A 16,705-nucleotide genomic window follows, 5' to 3' on the forward strand; every position below is an offset into this window, starting at 1 on the left:
GGTGGTGAAAAAAATAATATTCTGGCTCTTCCTTGCAGGGTTAATGCTTTTCCCTGCTGCCGGACATCCTGCCGCCAGCCCGGGAGGCAGCAGCCACCCGCAAGCCTCCTGGGAGACCCTGGCCGACGGCAGCAAGGTCTACGGGTTCTGGCAGGATAGCGGAGGTTATCGCTTCCTGATCGAGTGCGACCCTGCCACCGGCCAAATGACGGGTTTTGCTTACCTCAACAGCGGTAAGTTTGTTGAACAGGAGGTACAAATCCTGGATGGGTATGATCAGGTACAGTATATTGATACAGAACAACCGAAACATTACCTTTATCCCCCCAAGATAATTCCCAGTGCGGAATACCGTGGGGAATCATTGCCTATACGGTACAATGGCCAGGAGCCGCAAAAAGTTGCCTATCCTTATGGTAGCACTCTGGCAGAAGATTGGAGGGGGGTTATAATTCCTCTTTTGAACAGGAACCCATGGCCAGTCACCCTGCGTGTCCACGCTTTTTTAAATGGGGATGACTGGACCGGTAATGTTACTATAGGCCCCTACGACACTAAGTGGGTGATGTTGAAAATACCCTCCGGTGCCAAGGCGGGTGGTAGTAATGCTTATAGTACCACATATATTTTTATTCACGCGCAGGTAATAGAGAATTATGACCCGCAGGCACCTCCTGAGTACAGGTATAACCCGCGGGCCGATGATGGGGATGTGGTAGCCATGTATGCGGATATCCAGGGGCTGAAATTTAGCGGTCCTGAATGGTACGATGAGCGCGATTCCCAGAAGGTCTTTGTATTGCTTCCAGCCTTTAAAAAAGTCTTGCGGTGGGTACCGGACGACCCGGGCGACTGGCGCGTAGGACATCCGGAGTATGATCTGGTGCCTGGTTATGCCTGGAAAACCGTAGAGGTTGGTAGCCTTCACGCTGTAGCAGTAGAGCCTACTTCTATCCTAGCCACCCAGGAAGATATAGACAGTTTGCGCGCGGCTGGCCCCAAGGATAAGTATGACCCCAATTATTATAAGACGGATGGATCTACGCTGACTGTATATAAAAAAGAAAAAATTGGCAGTGGATACGATGAGTATGGTCACGAGATAACTGCCTACCGGTATTATTACCGGGCCAGGGTGGTCGTATCTAATCAAACTGGCTTTACTGCTTCTTTTAATGATCTAAGTATAGCTTCCCCCCACAGGCAACCCAACGGCGATATAGAGCCAGAGTTGATGCCTGGTAGGGTATCGGGAGGACCTATACCGCCCGGAGGAACAGGGGAATTTTATACGGAGTTTACCCAGGATAACTATGCACTAGTAAACCGAAAGAAAAACCGCTGGGCAAGACTAAGACTATTTTCTCCACTTGTCCTCATGGGCGATATATTTAATGGAATTGGCGGGTTACGTGGTGCAGAAGCTTGTGAGGGAGAGGTCACTATTTCTGCCATTGCAGGTTGCGAGAATTATAATGCCGAAAGGCACTACCAGTCTGAATTTGAACCGTCTTTGCCAGTTACCATGTTCGACTTTGAAGAAGTGATGACTCCTGCTGAATTAGCACGTTTCGCTAATTATGTGGATCAAGGTATAAGGAATAACATTATCAACTTTTTAGCCGGGCATCCCGAACAAATGCAAGTTTCAGCTGTATACAACAGAAGAAGGGCTATATTTGACGACTAATTTTATTTGATAAAGCCGGGGTTAAATTATGCCCCGGCTTTTTTTGTGAGGTCTTAACTTAAATCTGACTTCCAAAAGGAGCGTGGTTTTATGCTGGCACTTCAAGTTAATAACCAAACATTACATGCACAAACCAAGGTCAAGGCCGTAGGCGTAGACGTGGGTTACGGTTTCGTCAAGGCCGTTTCGCCGGTGGCCAGGGTTTCCTTCCCCTCGGTAGTGGCGCCTTATATCGAGGACCCTTTAAGTGGGTTGTTTCACGATGGAACTGGCCACAGGGTACGGGTGCGGAAGGCTAACGGGGAGGTAGAGGAAAAGCTGGTTGGCGAGGCGGCCTTAAGGTCCCTGGCGGCCACTGCCACCTTAAGCCGGGAGAAACCTGCATCCCTCCATGACCTGATGCTGCTGGCGGCCGCCTACCTGGCGGGCGGCGGGGATAAAGGACCATTCCCCAAACAGGTTGACCTTGCCGTGGGGCTGCCCCTGGCCTATTTCCGCGCCCAGAAGGACACCTTGAAAAAGCGCCTGGAAGGCCTGGCGGCCTGGGTGAGCGTGGACGGCGGGGAAGAGAAGCATATCAGCTTTGGCCGGGTGCTGGTTTTCCCCCAGGGGGCGGGCGTGGTCCTGGCGGGGGAAGTAGCCCTGCCAGAGAACGGGTATCTCGCCGTGGTCGATGTGGGGACCTATACCACCGACTACCTGCTTTTTGAAGACCATGGCGACAATATCCCCCGCCCCTTGCCGGAGGCCTGCGGCAGCCTGGAGGCGGGCGTGAACCTCCTGCACCGCGCCCTGGCGGCCGAGTTCCAGCGCCAGACAGGAGCCCCCCTGGCCCCGGTCATGTACCAGGACGCCGTTGAATGTGCCTTGGTGGGACGGCCTATCCACTATGGAGGTAGGGATATACACCTGGAAGATGCGTTTAAGAAGGCCAGGTGTGATATCGCCCAGGCCATCGCTCAGGGGGTTCTGGCGGCCTGGGGCGGCCGGGCCGGGTTTGTGGCCCTAACGCTCCTCGCTGGCGGCGGGGCCTGTCTTTTTGAGGATGAATTCCTGCGGGCCTTGCCGGGGGCACGGGTGGCTCAAGACCCCCTGTTCGCCAACGCCCAAGGTTATTTTGAGATGGTCGGCGGGATGGCTTAAGCCTTACCAATGCTAGGTTTCCAGGCATTTTTTTAAGTAATCGGCGGGAAAGACGCTAGAGTCCGGCCTAACATTGACATATCGGCGGGAAAGGAAGGGAAAAAGGTTGCCTCAAGCATTGAAAAGGCTAGAAATTCGTATCCCTCCAGACCACCCTGTTTTCCGGTATCCTCCCCGGTTAAGGGGCCAGGTAGCCCGGGAGTGGTTGGACCTGGGGATGCGTCTGGCAAGTATTGAGGAAAGGTTGGCCCGCCTGGAAGAACGGGGACTTGCGCCTCCTGCCCGAGGGGCCAGCAATCAGAATGGGAAAGGAATTGACCCGGTGAAGTTCAGGGAAACCCTGGCCGGGGTTTTTGATTTTTAAAGAGAGGTGGTGGCCAGAGGTGGGGGAGAAGAACCCGTTTGTACCAGTACACGTGCAGGTATCGGGGCTGGTCCTTATACCTGAGAGCGAAATTATCGTTTTAAAGCCGCCCGGGCAGCCGCCCGTGACGGTTTACTATATTGGTCCCGCCCAGATTGAAAAGGTGGAAAAATACTTTGCCGGCGAACGGAAACTGTACAGTCCCTGGCGGGAAGGCGGTGATCTCATTGCTCAAAAAAAGCGATATCGAAGCGGTAATAAAAAATCCTGGCAGGATACGGGTCTATTACCAGCCGGTAGTGAATCTTACGTCAGGGCGGCTATGGGGATATGAGGCCCTGCTGCGGGGTGAGGGGGTACTGGCGAAACCTGGGCGGCTCTTTAAGAGCGCGGCGGCCTGGGGGCTTTTGGGCGAGCTGGATACGGCCTGCTTTCTGGCCGCCCTGGCCGGCAGCTACCCGCCGGAGGGGTACTTAAGCGTTAACGTAACGGCGGCAGGGCTGGTTGATATTGACGCTGGCGCCTATGCGAACCCACGGCTTGTCATCGAGTTAACCGAGTATGGCTACAGGGATATACAGCAATTAACGGGCGCCTTGAGTGCCTGGCGCGGGAATGGCGCCAGGATAGCTATAGACGACGTTGGGCCGGATATAGGCCAGCTGCGGGCGGCCCTGCACCTGCGGCCTGATTTTGTAAAAATAGACCGTTCACTGGTAAGGGGTTGCGACTGCCATGTTTCCAACCGCCTGTTGCTGGCCCAGGCCCTGGAGGTATGCCGTTACCTGGGGGCGGAGGTAATTGCCGAGGGTATCGAGAAGCCGGGCGAGTTAAAAGCATTAAGGGACCTGGGCGTAGAGTACGGACAGGGCTATCTATTGGGTAAACCGCAACCTGGCTGGGGGAAGGTTTGCGTTATGGCCGGCGGGGTTTGACGGTGGAACCATGGGGGCCGCCGCAACGTTTACGCCCTTACGGGCTAGCGTAGCGGCGGCCTTATCATAAAGGCAACAGCGGTGGGCAGCAGGAGCGCTAAAGCGCACCTGCTGCCTTGATTTTAAGCCTTCAGGCCTTCCGGCTGGCCCTGGATTATACCGCCGCCCTGGCCGGTCCGGCAAGGGTACGGCCTGCGGCATAAACGGCCTCCGCCCCGCTACGCTGCGCTTCGCGGGTCCCCTCCATTTATTCCTCGGCCCGGCCCTGCGGGCCGCCCTTGCCTCCCGGCCGGGCGGCAAGCTTGTCTGTTAAGGCCGGAAGGCCAGGGGCCGAAGGCCGGATAAAAAATAGGGGGAGCGATCAAAATGTTGTCAAGGAAATGGATGGAAGGACCTGGCAGGATGAGGATAGGGGTTGATATCTGCAACACTATAGCCAATGTCAACGCGGAAATTTTAAAGTGCTATCATGTATCCCTGGATGTATATCCTTTCCCTGAGCTACCGGCAGGCTTTTTCTCCACCACAGAGGGGCTAACGTTGTTGGCCCGGGCGAAACCCCTTGCTGGCGCGGCGGAAGTTCTGAAGAATTACGCACTTCATGGACACGAGATTATATACATTACCAGCAGGCCGGTCATAGCAGCAAATATAACCCGAGAATGGCTTGCTGCCCACGGCTTCCCGCGCGGTTCTATTGTTTTCCTGCCCAGGGGATATAAAAAAGTGTTTGCGGCTCATTATGGGATAGGACTGTTCTTTGAAGACGACCCTGTAGAGGCGACAGGGCTCCATGAAACAGTAGGGCAGGTCTATATGCCGGCCTGGCCCTACAACAGGAACGTAAAGGGCCGTTACATTCAAATGTTTACATCGTGGAAAGAAGTTGTAAACCATGCCGATTGCTTTTCCTCTGGTTATATGGTACTATAATCATTGGAAGTGGTAAATTTTGTATAGATATACATGATATTATTCTCCAGGGGCGAATATCTTATGTCTCCAAACAAGAGAGCTATTGATATTGTTAAACTATATGCAGAGACTTTGAGAAAGAAGAACCTCCCTGTTAAGTCAGTAATCCTTTTCGGCTCCCAGGCAAGGGGAGACTACGAACCGGACTCTGATATTGATGTTCTTGTGGTTACTGAAAAGCTTGATAAAAAAATCCGTGAAACCATTATAGACGAAGCATACGAAATTAGCCTTAAAGAAGATATCCCGGTAATACCCCTTGTATACGATCTCAAAGAGTTTCAATCTCCCCTGTTCCGGGCCGGGCCCTTTTATCAAAATATAAGCCGGGAAGGGATTAATATTTTATGACCGATAACGACCTGAAAAAATTATTTGCCCGGGCTAAAATGGAAAAGGCATGGGAAGCCTGGGATGAAGCGGAATGGGCTTTCAAGGGTGGAAAATACCCTGGCGCGGTCAACAGGATATACTATGCATTTTACAGGGCATGTTTGGCTCTACTTGCTTTCCAGCAGAAGATCCCGACCAAACACTCGGCAGTAATAGGCGCGGTTAACCGTATTTATGTGAAAGAGGGGCTGCTGCCCAGGGAAGTTGGAAGGTTTCTCCATGGCCTGCAAACGGCCCGCACAGAAGCAGATTACAGGGATAAAGATTTTTCCCGTGAAGAGGTCCAAGAATATTTAGAGCAAGGCAAGAGGTACCTGCAACAGCTTGGGGAATTAGTAGCCAGGCTGGCAGAAGAGCCATTACACAAAAACTAAATTAATCGTCCCTGTTTAGCCGGTGGTCCGAAAAGCCACTGGCTAAATTTTTTAAAGTCCAAGAAGCAAAAGTAACAACCTGAAAGCAGCCTCTCCCAGGCCGGTGGCGTATTTCAGCCCCCGGCTATTTTTTTGGGGTACACCTTATGGATTGGGCAACAACTGCCGGCTAAAGGGGAGAGGGTAACTTGAGCGAAATTGTGCGCGGCCGTAGCAAGGGGCATCTGGTAGTTGATAATCGTATCATCGACGGCCTGCTGGAGATCGGTGGTATCGACCTGGCTGGTTTTTATACAGCCCTGAAGAGGTTCGTTGACCGGCGGGATTCCCCGGATAGCAAAGCCACCATGCCCTGGACGGTGGATTACTTCTGCCAGAAGTTTAAGATGGGCAAGCAGAGGTTTTACCGCCTGGCGGAAATGCTCTGGCGGGTGGGTTTGCTGGATATAACTAAGGATTACGGTAAACTGGCCGGTCGGGAAGGGCCGTCCGGGTGGAGAAACCGTTATGCCGTCCACGATGACCCGGGTTATGAAGGCCCTTTACGGGAAATACGCGAGGGGACATTCAAACACACCGGGGAAGAGGGGAGGTATTCCGATACAGAACTTCCTGGGACTAAAGTCCCGGGTATTCCGATACAGGTATTCCTGGAGCGGAATGTAAGAAAAGAAAAGTATAGAAAAGATGATGTTGTTGTTGTAACGCCCCACTCGGAAACAAAACCTGGCCAGGAAAATAAAACCCAACAGACGGGCAAATCTGCAGATGAGGGTGCCTCCTTTGAAGCACCGACAACCTGTAACGGCTTAACAAGCGAAGATGGGGGTCAAGCGTATCAGGATTTCGCCAGCCGAGTCCAGGAGGCGTTCATAGAAGCAGTAGGACATCCCTTACCCAGGGAGATAATGGGTGAATTGTCGGGTTATCCTCTGGATTACGTTCTCGGTAAGATTGCCATGATGAAGCAAGGAAAAGAGAAGTCTAACGCCGTGGGCTGGCTGCTGGAGGCCTGCCGGGAGGACTACCGGCACCTGCCTGGGCCGATACCGGCTAGGAAGCAAGCCGGGAAAGGGAAAAGGGAACCACCCAGGCCGCCCGGATCCGGCAAAGAGAATGACAAGTACCGGGAATTATACAGATTAGTCTAATTTATGGCGGGAGGTGTAAGGAGGATGAATACCCATCATAAGTTCTACCTTGGTGATGCCCTGGAGGTCCTTAAAGGGCTGCCGGCAGAAAGCGTCAACTGTTGCGTTACTTCCCCGCCCTACTGGGGCCTGCGCGATTATGGGATGGAGGGCCAGGTGGGAGGAGAAGATACCCCGGAAAAATACGTTGCCAAGTTAGTAGATATTTTTTCCGAGGTCAGGCGGGTGCTCCGGCCAGACGGGACTCTCTGGCTAAACCTGGGCGACTGCTACGCCAGCCCGGGTAAAGAGGGAAAGTGGGACGAAAAGAGGCGCCAGAAGGGGACTGGGCGCCGTCTCTATCATATGCAGGCCAACCGGGGCAGGGTTCCGGGTCTGAAAAATAAAGATCTGGTGGGTATTCCCTGGGCGGTGGCCTTCGCCCTCCGCAATGCCGGCTGGTACCTCCGCAGCGATATTATCTGGTACAAGCCCAACGCCATGCCTGAAAGCGTGGTTGACAGGCCTACCAAGGCCCACGAATACCTCTTCCTCCTGAGCAAATCCGAAAGGTATTACTACGACTACGAGGCTATCCAGGAAGATGCCGTCAGCGGGGATCCCGACAGCCCGCGGGGTTCGGCGGCGGTGATAGGCATTCCCCACAACGGCCGCAGGACACAAGCTGAAACAGGTAACCGTCGTTATACCGGCTTCAATGCCCGGTATCAACCCTGGGAAAAGCGCAATAAACGCTCAGTGTGGATTGTACCGACCAAACCTTTTCCGGAAGCCCACTTTGCTGTTTATCCTCTCGACCTGATCAAACCGTGTATCTTAGCAGGTTGTCCCCCTGGAGGCACGGTCCTGGATCCCTTCGGCGGGTCCGGGACCACATCCCTGGCGGCAAAGCAGCTGGGGAGAAACAGCATTTATATTGACCTGAACCCCGCCTACCTGGAAATGGCGGTCAAGAGGATGCAGTTTGAGGTGCAGGAGTTGTTTGCCACCCACACTTACGAGGTATTCTGGGGAAAAAGGCTAGAAAAAGTTGTTACCTGATAACTCATGGAGGGGAGAAACATGGCTACAAAAACCGGATCCGGGGGTAATATAAAGGCGTTACAGCCCCCCGCGGCCAAAGTATGCGCTGCCTGCCGGCATTACTGGAACAAAAAACGCGGGATTTGTGAAATAACCGGTAGAAGACTTAACCCTTATGGGACCGCCTGCCGGTATTTCAGAGAGTAAAGGGAAAAGGGAAAATAGGGGGCCGCCGCAACGTTTACGCCCTTACGGGCTAACGTAGCGGCGGCCTTATTATAAACAGCGGTAGGCAGCAGGAGCGCTTTTAAGCGCACCTGCTGCCTTGAATTTAAGCCTCCTGGCCTTCCGGCCGGCCTCGGATTATACCGCCGCCCTGGCCGGTCCGGCAAGGGTCCGGCCTGCGGCATAAACGGCCTCCGCCCCACTCCGCTTCGCTTCGTGGGTCCCCTCCATTTATTCCTCGGCCCGGCCCTGCGGGCCGCCCTTGCCTCCCGGCCGGGCGGCAAGCTTGTCTATTAAGGCCGGAAGGCCAAGGGCCGAAAGGCCAAAAAGACAAGGAGGCGTTACGGATGGCCATAAAGCTGGAAGAAGGCCGGGTCAAGCAGGCAGTAGACAGTTTGCTGGAGATGTTTGCTAGCGGCAATTTACCGGAAAAGGTGGCGCGGACATTTATCAACGCCAGGGCGGGATACGGCAGGCCTAGCGATAAGTGGAGCCTGGGGAACAAGCTGCTGATGCTCATTGCTGGGACAGAGGACGCCAGGGGCTACCAGCAGTGGCGGGAAGCCGGCCGGCAGGTGAAAAAGGGGGCGAAGGCCTTTTACATCCTGGCACCGATGACCAGGAAGGTTATCCAGAAAGTGATAGATCCGGAAACCGGAGAAGAGAAACAGGAGGAAAAGGCTATCTGCACAGGCTTTAAGGGAGTGCCGGTTTTTAGGTACGAGGATACGGAAGGGAAACCGTTGCCGCAGGCCGATTATTCCCCGCCGGAGCTCCCGCCCCTTTATGAAGTGGCCAGGCGGTTCGGGGTGGAAGTGAAATACCTGCCTTTTGCCGGTCAGGCCGCCGGTGCTTTCCGGCCCGGGCAGAAGCAGGTAATCCTTTACTCCCATGACGTGGACGTGTTCTTCCACGAACTGGCCCATGCGGTCCATAACACCATCCGGCCCTTAAAGGGCGGCCAGCACCGGGACCAGGAGATAGTGGCGGAAACGGTGGCCTGCGTTTTATGCGAGCTATACGGGGCGAAAGGTTACCTCTGGCACGGGTGGGAGTACATCAAGCATTACGCCGGCCAGGACCCGAAGACGGCCCTGAAGGCGATTATGGCGGTCCTGGGGGAGGTGGAGGAAGTGTTAAGTCGTATCTTCGAGGCAGCCGGCATGACGGCGGATAGGAAGGCATAAGGAATAGCGAGCCGGATTATAGCCCTGCCTCCCGGGCAAACAGCCTGCCGCCCGGGAGGCAAGGGAACACAAAGGAGGCAGCAACTAATGCCGCAGTACGAAGTCAAGGCGCCTAGCGGGAGGAAACTGGTTGTGGAAGCCAGGGATTCCAGCCAGGCGAAACGCCTGGCCTGCAAGAAGTGGGGCCTCAAGCCCTCAGACTACTGGTGCGGCGTTACCTCCCTTAAAGCCAGGAGGGTTGACAGATAAAGCCGTAAGCAAAGGAGGAGAGGAGAAATGGGAGCGGCCAGGTTGTTGGAATATGAGGGTTTTAGAAAAGCTTCGCGGCGCGAGCCCTGCCCTGTATGCGGCAAAACGGACTGGTGCGGGTTTAACAGCTACCTTTGCAGCTGCATGAGGGTAAGCGAAGGAGCTTTTAAACATATCATCCTCAGCAACGGCCAGGTGGCCCACCTGCACAGGCTGGAGCCGGGAAGGGTCGTTCCCGGCAAGCAATGGGAGGAATTTATAGCACCAGAAGTACAGCCGGCGCCGGTAGAAGCGCGGGACAGGGTTTACCGCCATTTTTTAAGGCTGTTAGACCTGTATCCCCGGCATAAAGAGGAGTTAATGTGCCGCGGTTTAAGCGAGCAGGATATCAAGAGGAATGGTTATAAATCCATACCCGAGCATGTAAATCCCTGGATATTATGCAAGAAGCTAACCCTAAGCGGTTTGGACCTGGCCGGCATTCCCGGGTTTTACCGGGCCAAGAGCAAATACGGCGGCAGTTACTGGACATTTAATTCCTCTCCCGGCTACTTTATTCCCATCCGGGATGCCAAAGACCGGATCCAGGCCCTCCAGCGGCGGATGGACGACATTAGAAACGGGAAATATATGCTGTTCAGCGGACATAGTGACCGGGGCGGCTGTTCCTGCGGCACTCCCGCCCATGTGGCCAGGCCAACGGAGATAAAGGACCAGCGGGTATGGATCACTGAAGGACAGTTAAAGGCGGATATTGCCGCGGCATACCTCGACGCTGTGGTCATCGGCGCCCAGGGCGCCACCTCCTGGAAACCGGTGGTCCCGGAAGTACTAGAGTTAGGGGCAAAAGAAGTAGTTATCGCTTACGACAGGGACCAGGAAACCAACAAAGAAGTGGCCAGGGGTAAAAGAATGCTGGCGGCAGAATTAAAAAAACTGGGCATAACGGTACGGGAAGCGATATGGAAAGCCAGGTCGAAAGAGGAAAAAGGGATAGACGATGCCCTGGTAGCAGGGCTGGAGATAAGGGTTGTTTGATTGATTTTGGCGATAGCATATGGTACTATGTTTTTGGAGTGGAAAAAGCTGTATATAAACCCGGGACAGGTGGTTTTATGAAAAAGCAAACTGAAGCATGGTTAAAAATTGCCGCAGAGGATTTAGATACCGCAAAATATAACTTTGAGGGGAAACGATATTTATGGGCAATATTCCTCTGTCAACAAGCCCTTGAGAAAGCGTTTAAAGCAGTTTATTATGAGCGGTATGAGAAAGTGCCGCCGCGCAAACATGACCTGGTAGCTCTTGCGAAAGCCGCTGGCCTTCTTGAGGAATGCGATAACGACATGATCGATTATTTGCGACGATTAACGGTATATTATATCGAAGCTCGTTACCCCGAAGAAAAGGCCGAATTAAGCGCCAAATGCACAGAAGAACATACCCGAGACATTATTAAAAAGGCGGAGGAAGTGTTTCAATGGCTGGCAAGCAAGTTGAATTGACGGTAAAAGAGTATGTAAAATTACTCAGGAAAAGCAAGATTAACGTCGCTACTGCCATCCTTTTTGGCTCTTATGCAGAGGGCCGCGCCGGCGAAGATAGCGATATCGATGTGGCCATTATTAGCCCTGACTTTGGGAAAGACAGGATAGAGGAAGCCATTATGCTAAAGAAGCTCGCGGAACAAATTGATTACGACCTGTCTCCCCGCCCGTATTCCCTTGAACAATACCGTAATGCCAAGCAGGGGGAGTTCCTGCATGATGAAATCATAAGCAAAGGAAAAGTAATATTGTAATGCACCTGGTAGTGAAACCTGCCGGGTGTTTTTATTTTATTTTCCCAGGTGCGACTTGATTGACGGGCCCAGGACCTGGTAAATACCGGGCAACTTAAATTAGACCAGAGTACCAAAGGTTGGCCTGCCAGTGCAGGCCTTCCTGATTCCAGGAGCCAGGCAAACCTTGACGGAAGGAGCGCCGCATTACGGCCAACGCCGGTGCGTTCCTTTTTGAAGGCCGGGGAGCGCCTTCGGCGCCCCCCAGGACGGCCGGACCTTGCCGGCCGTCCTGAAGGCAGGTTAAGCGCCCCGGGGGGGCGCGCCACCACACACGCGGCAGAGCCGCGTGGTATTTGAATTTTTTGGGGTGCAAATTTGGGAGGGGGCAATGATGATTAGGTGACATGACTAGCGGGGGCATATCTACTTTTACTTGATATTTCTATATTTTTACGTGGGGGGTTATTGACGATGCCCAAACAAGGACGTTTTAAGCACCGCGTAAACCTTTGGATCGACGATGACCTGACCGCCAGATTAAAAGCCGAAGCAATCCGGCGTGAACTTTCAATTGCGGTTTTAGTGCGGGAAATTTTAAACCGGGCCTTGAGCGAAGGAGCAGCCATCGAAGGCCGCGAAGCTCTGGACCAGGCGATACGCCGGGCAATCAAAAAAGACGTGGACCGGCTGGCAAAGCTGATGGTCAAATCTACCATGGCCGGGGCCACGGCCATGTTCCTTAATGTCCAGGTACTCAATGACCTGGGCAAACATGATGCTGCGAATATCTACCACGTAGCCAGGAAAAAGGCACTAGAATATTTACGTTTATCTGAAAATGATGGAGAGGTTAACGGATGAGCAAAAGCGTGGTCATCGTCAACGTGGCATACTACCAACCCGGCACCAAAAAGATGGCCTGTAATTATAACCATATCCGGTATATCGCCACCAAGCCCGAAGCCGACAGGGGTGATGCCGGTTCCTTCCGGGTCGGGGATGAGGATTACCCCATTGAAAGAGGTACCGCCGCCGGGCATGTAAAGTATGCGGCGGAAAGGCCCGGAAGTTCCGGCCTTTTCGGGCCGGAAGGAGAGCCGGTCCCCGACTGGCAGGAGATAGGGAGCAAGCTGACCAGGCACAACCTGCCTGTCTGGCGGGTGATAGTTTCCCTGCGGCAGGACGACGCGGAACGCCTGGGCCTGGTGGAGCGGGAAAAGTGGCAGGCTGCCATTGAGAACGGCGTTAACAACGCCATCACGGCCATGCACCTGGACCCGGACCATGCCCGCTGGGTGGCGGCCTTCCACCGCAAAGAGGGCCATCCTCATTGCCATGTGGTTATCTGGGAGGAAGAACACGGCGCCGCCAGGAGGCAGGGCTACCTGGAGCCGGGAGAAAGAAAAGGGGTTTTCCGTTCCTTTGCCCGGGAGGTTTTTCGTGAGGAAAGGGACCGCCTTACGGCAGAAAAGACGGCCATCAGGGACGCGATCAGGGAACTGGCAGGCAACGATATATCGAAAGTTACGGAGTTTATGCGCGAGGTGCAAATGGCCCGGCTGGAAGCCAGGGCCTTGACGGGGGCAAATCCGAAGATGCTGCCCGTCCTTACCCCTGGCAGGGAAGACGAGCTAGGTGGGAGGCTTTTGGACCTGGCGCGGGTAATGCCGGGGAAAGGGCGCATCGCCCTGGCCTACATGCCTGAAGAAGTTAAGGAGAAGGCCAGGGAAACAGCGGATTGGCTCTTAAAACAACCTAGCTTTAGACAGTCCACGGAACGTTACCGGGAGCTGGCGCGGCAGCTAGCAAGCCATTATACCATGCAGCCGGGAGCCCTGGACGAGGCGGCCCGGAAGGCCTACGAAGACATCCGCGACCGACTGGCCCAGGAAGTCTTAAAAGGAGCAGCCGCCATCCAGAAACACCTGGAGCTCCTGGAACCCACTATCAGCCCGGTGGTAGAAGAAGACGCGGCAGAAGAAAAAGCCCTGATCCTGGTTACTGGACAGGCTAGCGAAAGGCATCTGATACCAAGACATATAGTTTATGTGACTTCAGAAGAGAGCGCCCAAAGGCTCTGGCGGAGCGTATGCCGTGGCGTAAACAGGGCCTACCGCGGAGAAAAACCAGAAGCCCCGGTCATAAAGCCCCAACTAAAAGACGAACTGCAAAAAGAAATAATCGAGCGCCTTAAAGAGCTAGCGGAAACAATGCCTGATCAGCAGGGCAAACCGGGTCTCGCCTACCTCCCGGAAGACCTACAGAAGAAGGCCAGAGACCTCGCCATGCTGCTCCTTAACCGGGAAGAGCTACAGGGGAGGTTCGGCGAGCTTAATAATAGCAACCCGGACAAGACCACTCGCCTCCTAGAATACATAGCCGACCAGGCGGTGGCCAGGGCCTATGACTTACTACCCCGGGAAGTGCCGGATATAGAAATGGTGCTCCACCCCCGCAGGCAAATGGAAGCCGCGGCAAAACTCCTGGCGGCCAGAGCAGACCTAATTAAGGGCGACTACGCAGAGATCTACTGGACGGTAGGCACCATCTACCGGGCTATGACCCGACTGGAAGCTCCTCCCGAGATAGTCCGGGAAGCAGCAGTAAGGTTCGGCCGGCAGGCCGGGTTGAATGAGGATAAGATCGCAGAAGTAATAGCCAACGAGATCAGCCGCATGGAAGAACTGGCCCGCAAGTGCGAAGAACAGGGCCTGAGCGCTCCCCGGCACATTAGCAGAGACGCCTGGCAGCGCCTGACCGAAAACCTGGGGCTGGAAGAACACGACCTCCTTTATCCCTGGTTCGGCATAAAGAGGCCCGGGCCGGAGGATAAACAAAAACAGGAGTTAAGGGAGCAATTGAACGTCCGCCTGGTAGAAGAGCGCATTATCCCGGCTTTAACTGCTATCAGGGAAGCCGGCGACAGGCCGGATGATCCCAGGGAACTGCGCTGGACCATGGCGACCATGACCTCAACCATGAAAGCCCTGGGAGTGGATGAAGCCGGCCGGGAAGAAATACTACGCAGCTGGTGCCGGCGGGCCGGGGTGAAGATAACGGAAGCCAGGCTGCTGGATGTCCTGGACCGGGTAACCATAGGCCAGGATGACCTCTGGCTGGGCAAACGGAGCTGGGACAGGTTGATGGCCAAACTGGGGATAGACGAGGCCCCGCCGTCGCCCTGGGACGTAAATATCCCGCGCCAAATGGTGAGGAATACGGGCATAACCCATGACGTCTGGAAGGCCGCCTGGCGGGCACTGGAGCGGGAGCGCACCCGGGCCGAGGCCCAGGCCCTGCTGGCGACGGAAAGGGATCTGGAACGCCGCCGGCGGAGGGCAAGGGAAGAAAGAAGGGAGATGGGGATGCCGTGAAAATAAAATTCCGCCATGTCATTTTGTTGCTCCTGGTTTTATTGGACCTAATATTGGCCCCGTTGGTGTTAAAGTTGCCCTTATTCATGAAAGCCCACGGCATTAAGCCCGGCCTGGAAGCCTGGAAGAAAGAAATCCTGGCTCACCCCCTGGCCGGGCCGGCAATATTGGTGCAGGATGAAAAGATGCGTAACACCTGGATCTGGCTGCAGCCCGCTTATGGAGCTGCAGCCCTTTCTATTTTGTGGCCGGCTACCAGGAGGAAAAGTAAGGCAAAAGATGATATAGGCGGCCCGGAGGCGGCCGGCCAGGGCCAGCACGGCACAGCCCGGTGGCGGACGAGGAAAGAGATCGCCACCACTTTGACCCCCTGGGATCTAACCGGCAAATCTTCGGGCGGCTTCGTGGTAGGGGCGGAAGAGGGGAAGGGGTTTACCGCCTGGCTGGATGCTGGTGATACCCACTGCCTGGTCATCGGGGCCACCCGGAGCGGCAAGTCCCGGCGGATCATCATGCCCACCATCTGGGCACTGGCCGGGGCCGGGCAATCCATGCTGGTCACCGACCCCAAGGGCGAGCTTTATGCCATGGCGGCGGGATATCTCAGGCGGCAGGGGTATTCCGTCGTCCTGATAGATCTGCGCCAGCCCTTAAGGGGCAACCGCTGGAACCCCCTGGAGCCGGTGAGCAAGGCCCTCCGGGAGGGGAATATCCCGGCCGCCAGCCAGGCGGCCTGGGATATAGGCAACATCGTCACCCACCAGCAGCCCCACTACGGGGACAGCATCTGGCCCCAGGCCCAGGAGAGCCTGACGGCGGCTTTAGCCCTGGCGGTAGCGGACCAGGCCCTCGAAGGAACCAAGCACCTGGCCAGCGCCTATGCCCTGCTGACGGAACTGGGCAGCGGCGGCGGAGAAAAGCTGGACGAATACTTCCGGCGTTTTCCCCAGGGCCACCCGGCCCGGGCGGCCTACGGCGTGGCGGCCCTGTCCGAAGACAGGCTCAGGAGCTCCATATTTACTGGAACGGCGGCGCAACTAAGGCTCTGGGCCGACCCGGAGGTAGCCTGGCTGACGGCAGTACAGGATCACGACATAACAATCCTCGGGCTGGAAAAAGCAGCGGTGTTCCTGGTTGTGCCCGACGAGAGGAGCACCAGGAACGTCCTGGCCACCCTGTACATCAGCCAGGTTTACCAGGCCCTGGTGGATACCGCCTATAGATGCGGCGGCAGGCTCCCGGTCCGGGTTAATTTCCTCCTGGACGAGATAGGAAACCTACCTCCTGTACCTGATTTTGACCATCGGCTCACGGTTGCGGCCGGGCGGGGGATGCGTTTCCTCCTGGCCGTCCAGGACCTGGCCCAATTGAAGGCCAAGTACAAAGAAGCGGCCGGGACCATCACCGGCAACTGCGCCACCTGGGTTTATTTGTCCACGACGAACGAAGAAACCGCCAAAATTGTTTCAGCCATGACGGGCCAATATACGGTACGGACGGAAAGCTACTCCAGCCAGGTAAGGACCACCGATTATTCCCATGGTACCACCGAGGGTCTGACCGGCAGGCCTTTGCTCCTACCGGACGAGGTGCGGCGCTGGCCAAAGGGATGGGCTTTAATTCTCCAGGCCAGGGAAAACCCGGCTCGATTGCCCTTGCTGGACCTCTCGGCCTGGCCCATTGCTGGCGATTTAACGCCTGCCGCTACAGAAAAACCTGATCAGGGGGTGATAACGGCCCCGCCGGTGTGGTTACCCGGGCCGACGGCGGGGAGGCAAGAGGCCGTTACAGTTGAGCCCGGGGACAATGACGCAGATGTTATCTCTAATCTCTAAAAGG

Annotated in this window: 19 protein-coding genes; 18 read left to right on the forward strand and 1 reads right to left on the reverse strand. The window is 55.2% G+C overall.

Going from position 1 to position 16,705, the window contains the following annotated elements:
* Positions 1-40: 40 nt before the first annotated feature.
* Complete coding sequence (locus MOMUL_RS16270) at positions 41-313, reverse strand: hypothetical protein (protein WP_153018385.1); 273 nt, start codon at positions 311-313, stop codon at positions 41-43.
* A gap of 51 nt (positions 314-364) precedes the next feature.
* Between MOMUL_RS16270 and MOMUL_RS11680 the strand changes: the two genes are divergently transcribed.
* The 18 genes from MOMUL_RS11680 to MOMUL_RS11760 all read left to right on the forward strand — a co-directional run bounded on the left by MOMUL_RS11680 (position 365) and on the right by MOMUL_RS11760 (position 16,701).
* The gene (locus MOMUL_RS11680; protein WP_161485013.1) at positions 365-1,690 is read left to right on the forward strand and encodes a hypothetical protein; all 1,326 of its coding nucleotides are present in this window, start codon (positions 365-367) and stop codon (positions 1,688-1,690) included.
* 90 nt (positions 1,691-1,780) lie between these two features.
* Positions 1,781-2,833, forward strand: a complete 1,053-nt coding sequence (locus MOMUL_RS11685) for a ParM/StbA family protein (RefSeq protein WP_062285130.1) — start codon at positions 1,781-1,783, stop codon at positions 2,831-2,833.
* A 118-nt stretch (positions 2,834-2,951) separates the two neighbouring features.
* On the forward strand, positions 2,952-3,197 hold the full coding sequence (locus MOMUL_RS11690; RefSeq protein WP_062285131.1) for a hypothetical protein: 246 nt from the start codon (positions 2,952-2,954) through the stop codon (positions 3,195-3,197).
* Positions 3,198-3,216: 19 nt separating this feature from the next.
* Complete coding sequence (locus MOMUL_RS16925) at positions 3,217-3,531, forward strand: hypothetical protein (protein WP_062285133.1); 315 nt, start codon at positions 3,217-3,219, stop codon at positions 3,529-3,531.
* Positions 3,497-4,132: an EAL domain-containing protein gene (locus MOMUL_RS11700; RefSeq protein WP_169802199.1), complete on the forward strand. Its 636-nt coding sequence runs from the start codon at positions 3,497-3,499 to the stop codon at positions 4,130-4,132. Before MOMUL_RS16925 ends, MOMUL_RS11700 begins: the two co-directional genes overlap by 35 nt.
* Before the next feature lie 366 nt (positions 4,133-4,498).
* A complete protein-coding gene (locus MOMUL_RS11705) occupies positions 4,499-5,065 on the forward strand; it encodes an LNS2 domain-containing protein (RefSeq protein ID WP_062285137.1) in 567 nt (188 codons plus the stop codon).
* A gap of 63 nt (positions 5,066-5,128) precedes the next feature.
* Entirely contained in the window at positions 5,129-5,458 is a 330-nt protein-coding gene (locus tag MOMUL_RS11710) for a nucleotidyltransferase domain-containing protein (protein ID WP_062285138.1), read from the forward strand.
* Entirely contained in the window at positions 5,455-5,874 is a 420-nt protein-coding gene (locus tag MOMUL_RS11715; protein ID WP_062285140.1) for a HEPN domain-containing protein, read from the forward strand. Before MOMUL_RS11710 ends, MOMUL_RS11715 begins: the two co-directional genes overlap by 4 nt.
* 188 nt (positions 5,875-6,062) lie before the next feature.
* Complete coding sequence (locus tag MOMUL_RS11720) at positions 6,063-7,025, forward strand: hypothetical protein (RefSeq protein WP_062285142.1); 963 nt, start codon at positions 6,063-6,065, stop codon at positions 7,023-7,025.
* Between the two features lie 24 nt (positions 7,026-7,049).
* Positions 7,050-8,066, forward strand: a complete 1,017-nt coding sequence (locus MOMUL_RS11725; RefSeq protein ID WP_064774411.1) for a DNA-methyltransferase — start codon at positions 7,050-7,052, stop codon at positions 8,064-8,066.
* Positions 8,067-8,620: 554 nt separating this feature from the next.
* Entirely contained in the window at positions 8,621-9,460 is an 840-nt protein-coding gene (locus MOMUL_RS11730; protein ID WP_062285143.1) for an ArdC-like ssDNA-binding domain-containing protein, read from the forward strand.
* An 87-nt stretch (positions 9,461-9,547) separates the two neighbouring features.
* Positions 9,548-9,709, forward strand: a complete 162-nt coding sequence (locus MOMUL_RS16930; protein ID WP_169802200.1) for a hypothetical protein — start codon at positions 9,548-9,550, stop codon at positions 9,707-9,709.
* Between the two features lie 144 nt (positions 9,710-9,853).
* Positions 9,854-10,747 carry a DUF3854 domain-containing protein gene (locus MOMUL_RS16935; protein ID WP_236713100.1) on the forward strand — a complete coding sequence of 298 codons (894 nt, stop codon included), beginning with the start codon at positions 9,854-9,856 and terminating at the stop codon, positions 10,745-10,747.
* Entirely contained in the window at positions 10,744-11,214 is a 471-nt protein-coding gene (locus MOMUL_RS11740; RefSeq protein ID WP_062285147.1) for a HEPN domain-containing protein, read from the forward strand. The genes MOMUL_RS16935 and MOMUL_RS11740 overlap by 4 nt, the downstream gene beginning before the upstream one ends.
* Complete coding sequence (locus MOMUL_RS11745; protein ID WP_062285149.1) at positions 11,190-11,510, forward strand: nucleotidyltransferase domain-containing protein; 321 nt, start codon at positions 11,190-11,192, stop codon at positions 11,508-11,510. Before MOMUL_RS11740 ends, MOMUL_RS11745 begins: the two co-directional genes overlap by 25 nt.
* 453 nt (positions 11,511-11,963) lie before the next feature.
* A complete protein-coding gene (locus MOMUL_RS11750; RefSeq protein ID WP_062285152.1) occupies positions 11,964-12,353 on the forward strand; it encodes a ribbon-helix-helix domain-containing protein in 390 nt (129 codons plus the stop codon).
* A complete protein-coding gene (gene mobP3 / locus MOMUL_RS11755; protein WP_062285154.1) occupies positions 12,350-14,866 on the forward strand; it encodes a MobP3 family relaxase in 2,517 nt (838 codons plus the stop codon). The genes MOMUL_RS11750 and mobP3 overlap by 4 nt, the downstream gene beginning before the upstream one ends.
* Positions 14,867-14,868: 2 nt before the next feature.
* Positions 14,869-16,701 carry a VirD4-like conjugal transfer protein, CD1115 family gene (locus MOMUL_RS11760; protein ID WP_062285239.1) on the forward strand — a complete coding sequence of 611 codons (1,833 nt, stop codon included), beginning with the start codon at positions 14,869-14,871 and terminating at the stop codon, positions 16,699-16,701.
* Positions 16,702-16,705: the final 4 nt, after the last annotated feature.

This window comes from Moorella mulderi DSM 14980, assembly GCF_001594015.1.
Lineage (GTDB): Bacteria > Bacillota > DSM-521 > Neomoorellales > Neomoorellaceae > Neomoorella > Neomoorella mulderi.

Excerpts from the sequence above, each read along its gene's own strand:
- MOMUL_RS11715 (WP_062285140.1), top strand. The coding sequence starts at position 5,455 with ATGACCGATAACGACCTGAAAAAATTATTTGCCCGGGCTAAAATGGAA.
- MOMUL_RS11710 (WP_062285138.1), top strand. The coding sequence starts at position 5,129 with ATGTCTCCAAACAAGAGAGCTATTGATATTGTTAAACTATATGCAGAG.
- MOMUL_RS16270 (WP_153018385.1), bottom strand. The coding sequence starts at position 313 with ATGTTTCGGTTGTTCTGTATCAATATACTGTACCTGATCATACCCATC.
- mobP3 (WP_062285154.1), top strand. The coding sequence starts at position 12,350 with ATGAGCAAAAGCGTGGTCATCGTCAACGTGGCATACTACCAACCCGGC.
- MOMUL_RS11750 (WP_062285152.1), top strand. The coding sequence starts at position 11,964 with ATGCCCAAACAAGGACGTTTTAAGCACCGCGTAAACCTTTGGATCGAC.
- MOMUL_RS11705 (WP_062285137.1), top strand. The coding sequence starts at position 4,499 with ATGTTGTCAAGGAAATGGATGGAAGGACCTGGCAGGATGAGGATAGGG.
- MOMUL_RS11745 (WP_062285149.1), top strand. The coding sequence starts at position 11,190 with ATGGCTGGCAAGCAAGTTGAATTGACGGTAAAAGAGTATGTAAAATTA.
- MOMUL_RS11725 (WP_064774411.1), top strand. The coding sequence starts at position 7,050 with ATGAATACCCATCATAAGTTCTACCTTGGTGATGCCCTGGAGGTCCTT.
- MOMUL_RS16930 (WP_169802200.1), top strand. The coding sequence starts at position 9,548 with ATGCCGCAGTACGAAGTCAAGGCGCCTAGCGGGAGGAAACTGGTTGTG.
- MOMUL_RS11685 (WP_062285130.1), top strand. The coding sequence starts at position 1,781 with ATGCTGGCACTTCAAGTTAATAACCAAACATTACATGCACAAACCAAG.
- MOMUL_RS16935 (WP_236713100.1), top strand. The coding sequence starts at position 9,854 with ATGAGGGTAAGCGAAGGAGCTTTTAAACATATCATCCTCAGCAACGGC.
- MOMUL_RS11730 (WP_062285143.1), top strand. The coding sequence starts at position 8,621 with ATGGCCATAAAGCTGGAAGAAGGCCGGGTCAAGCAGGCAGTAGACAGT.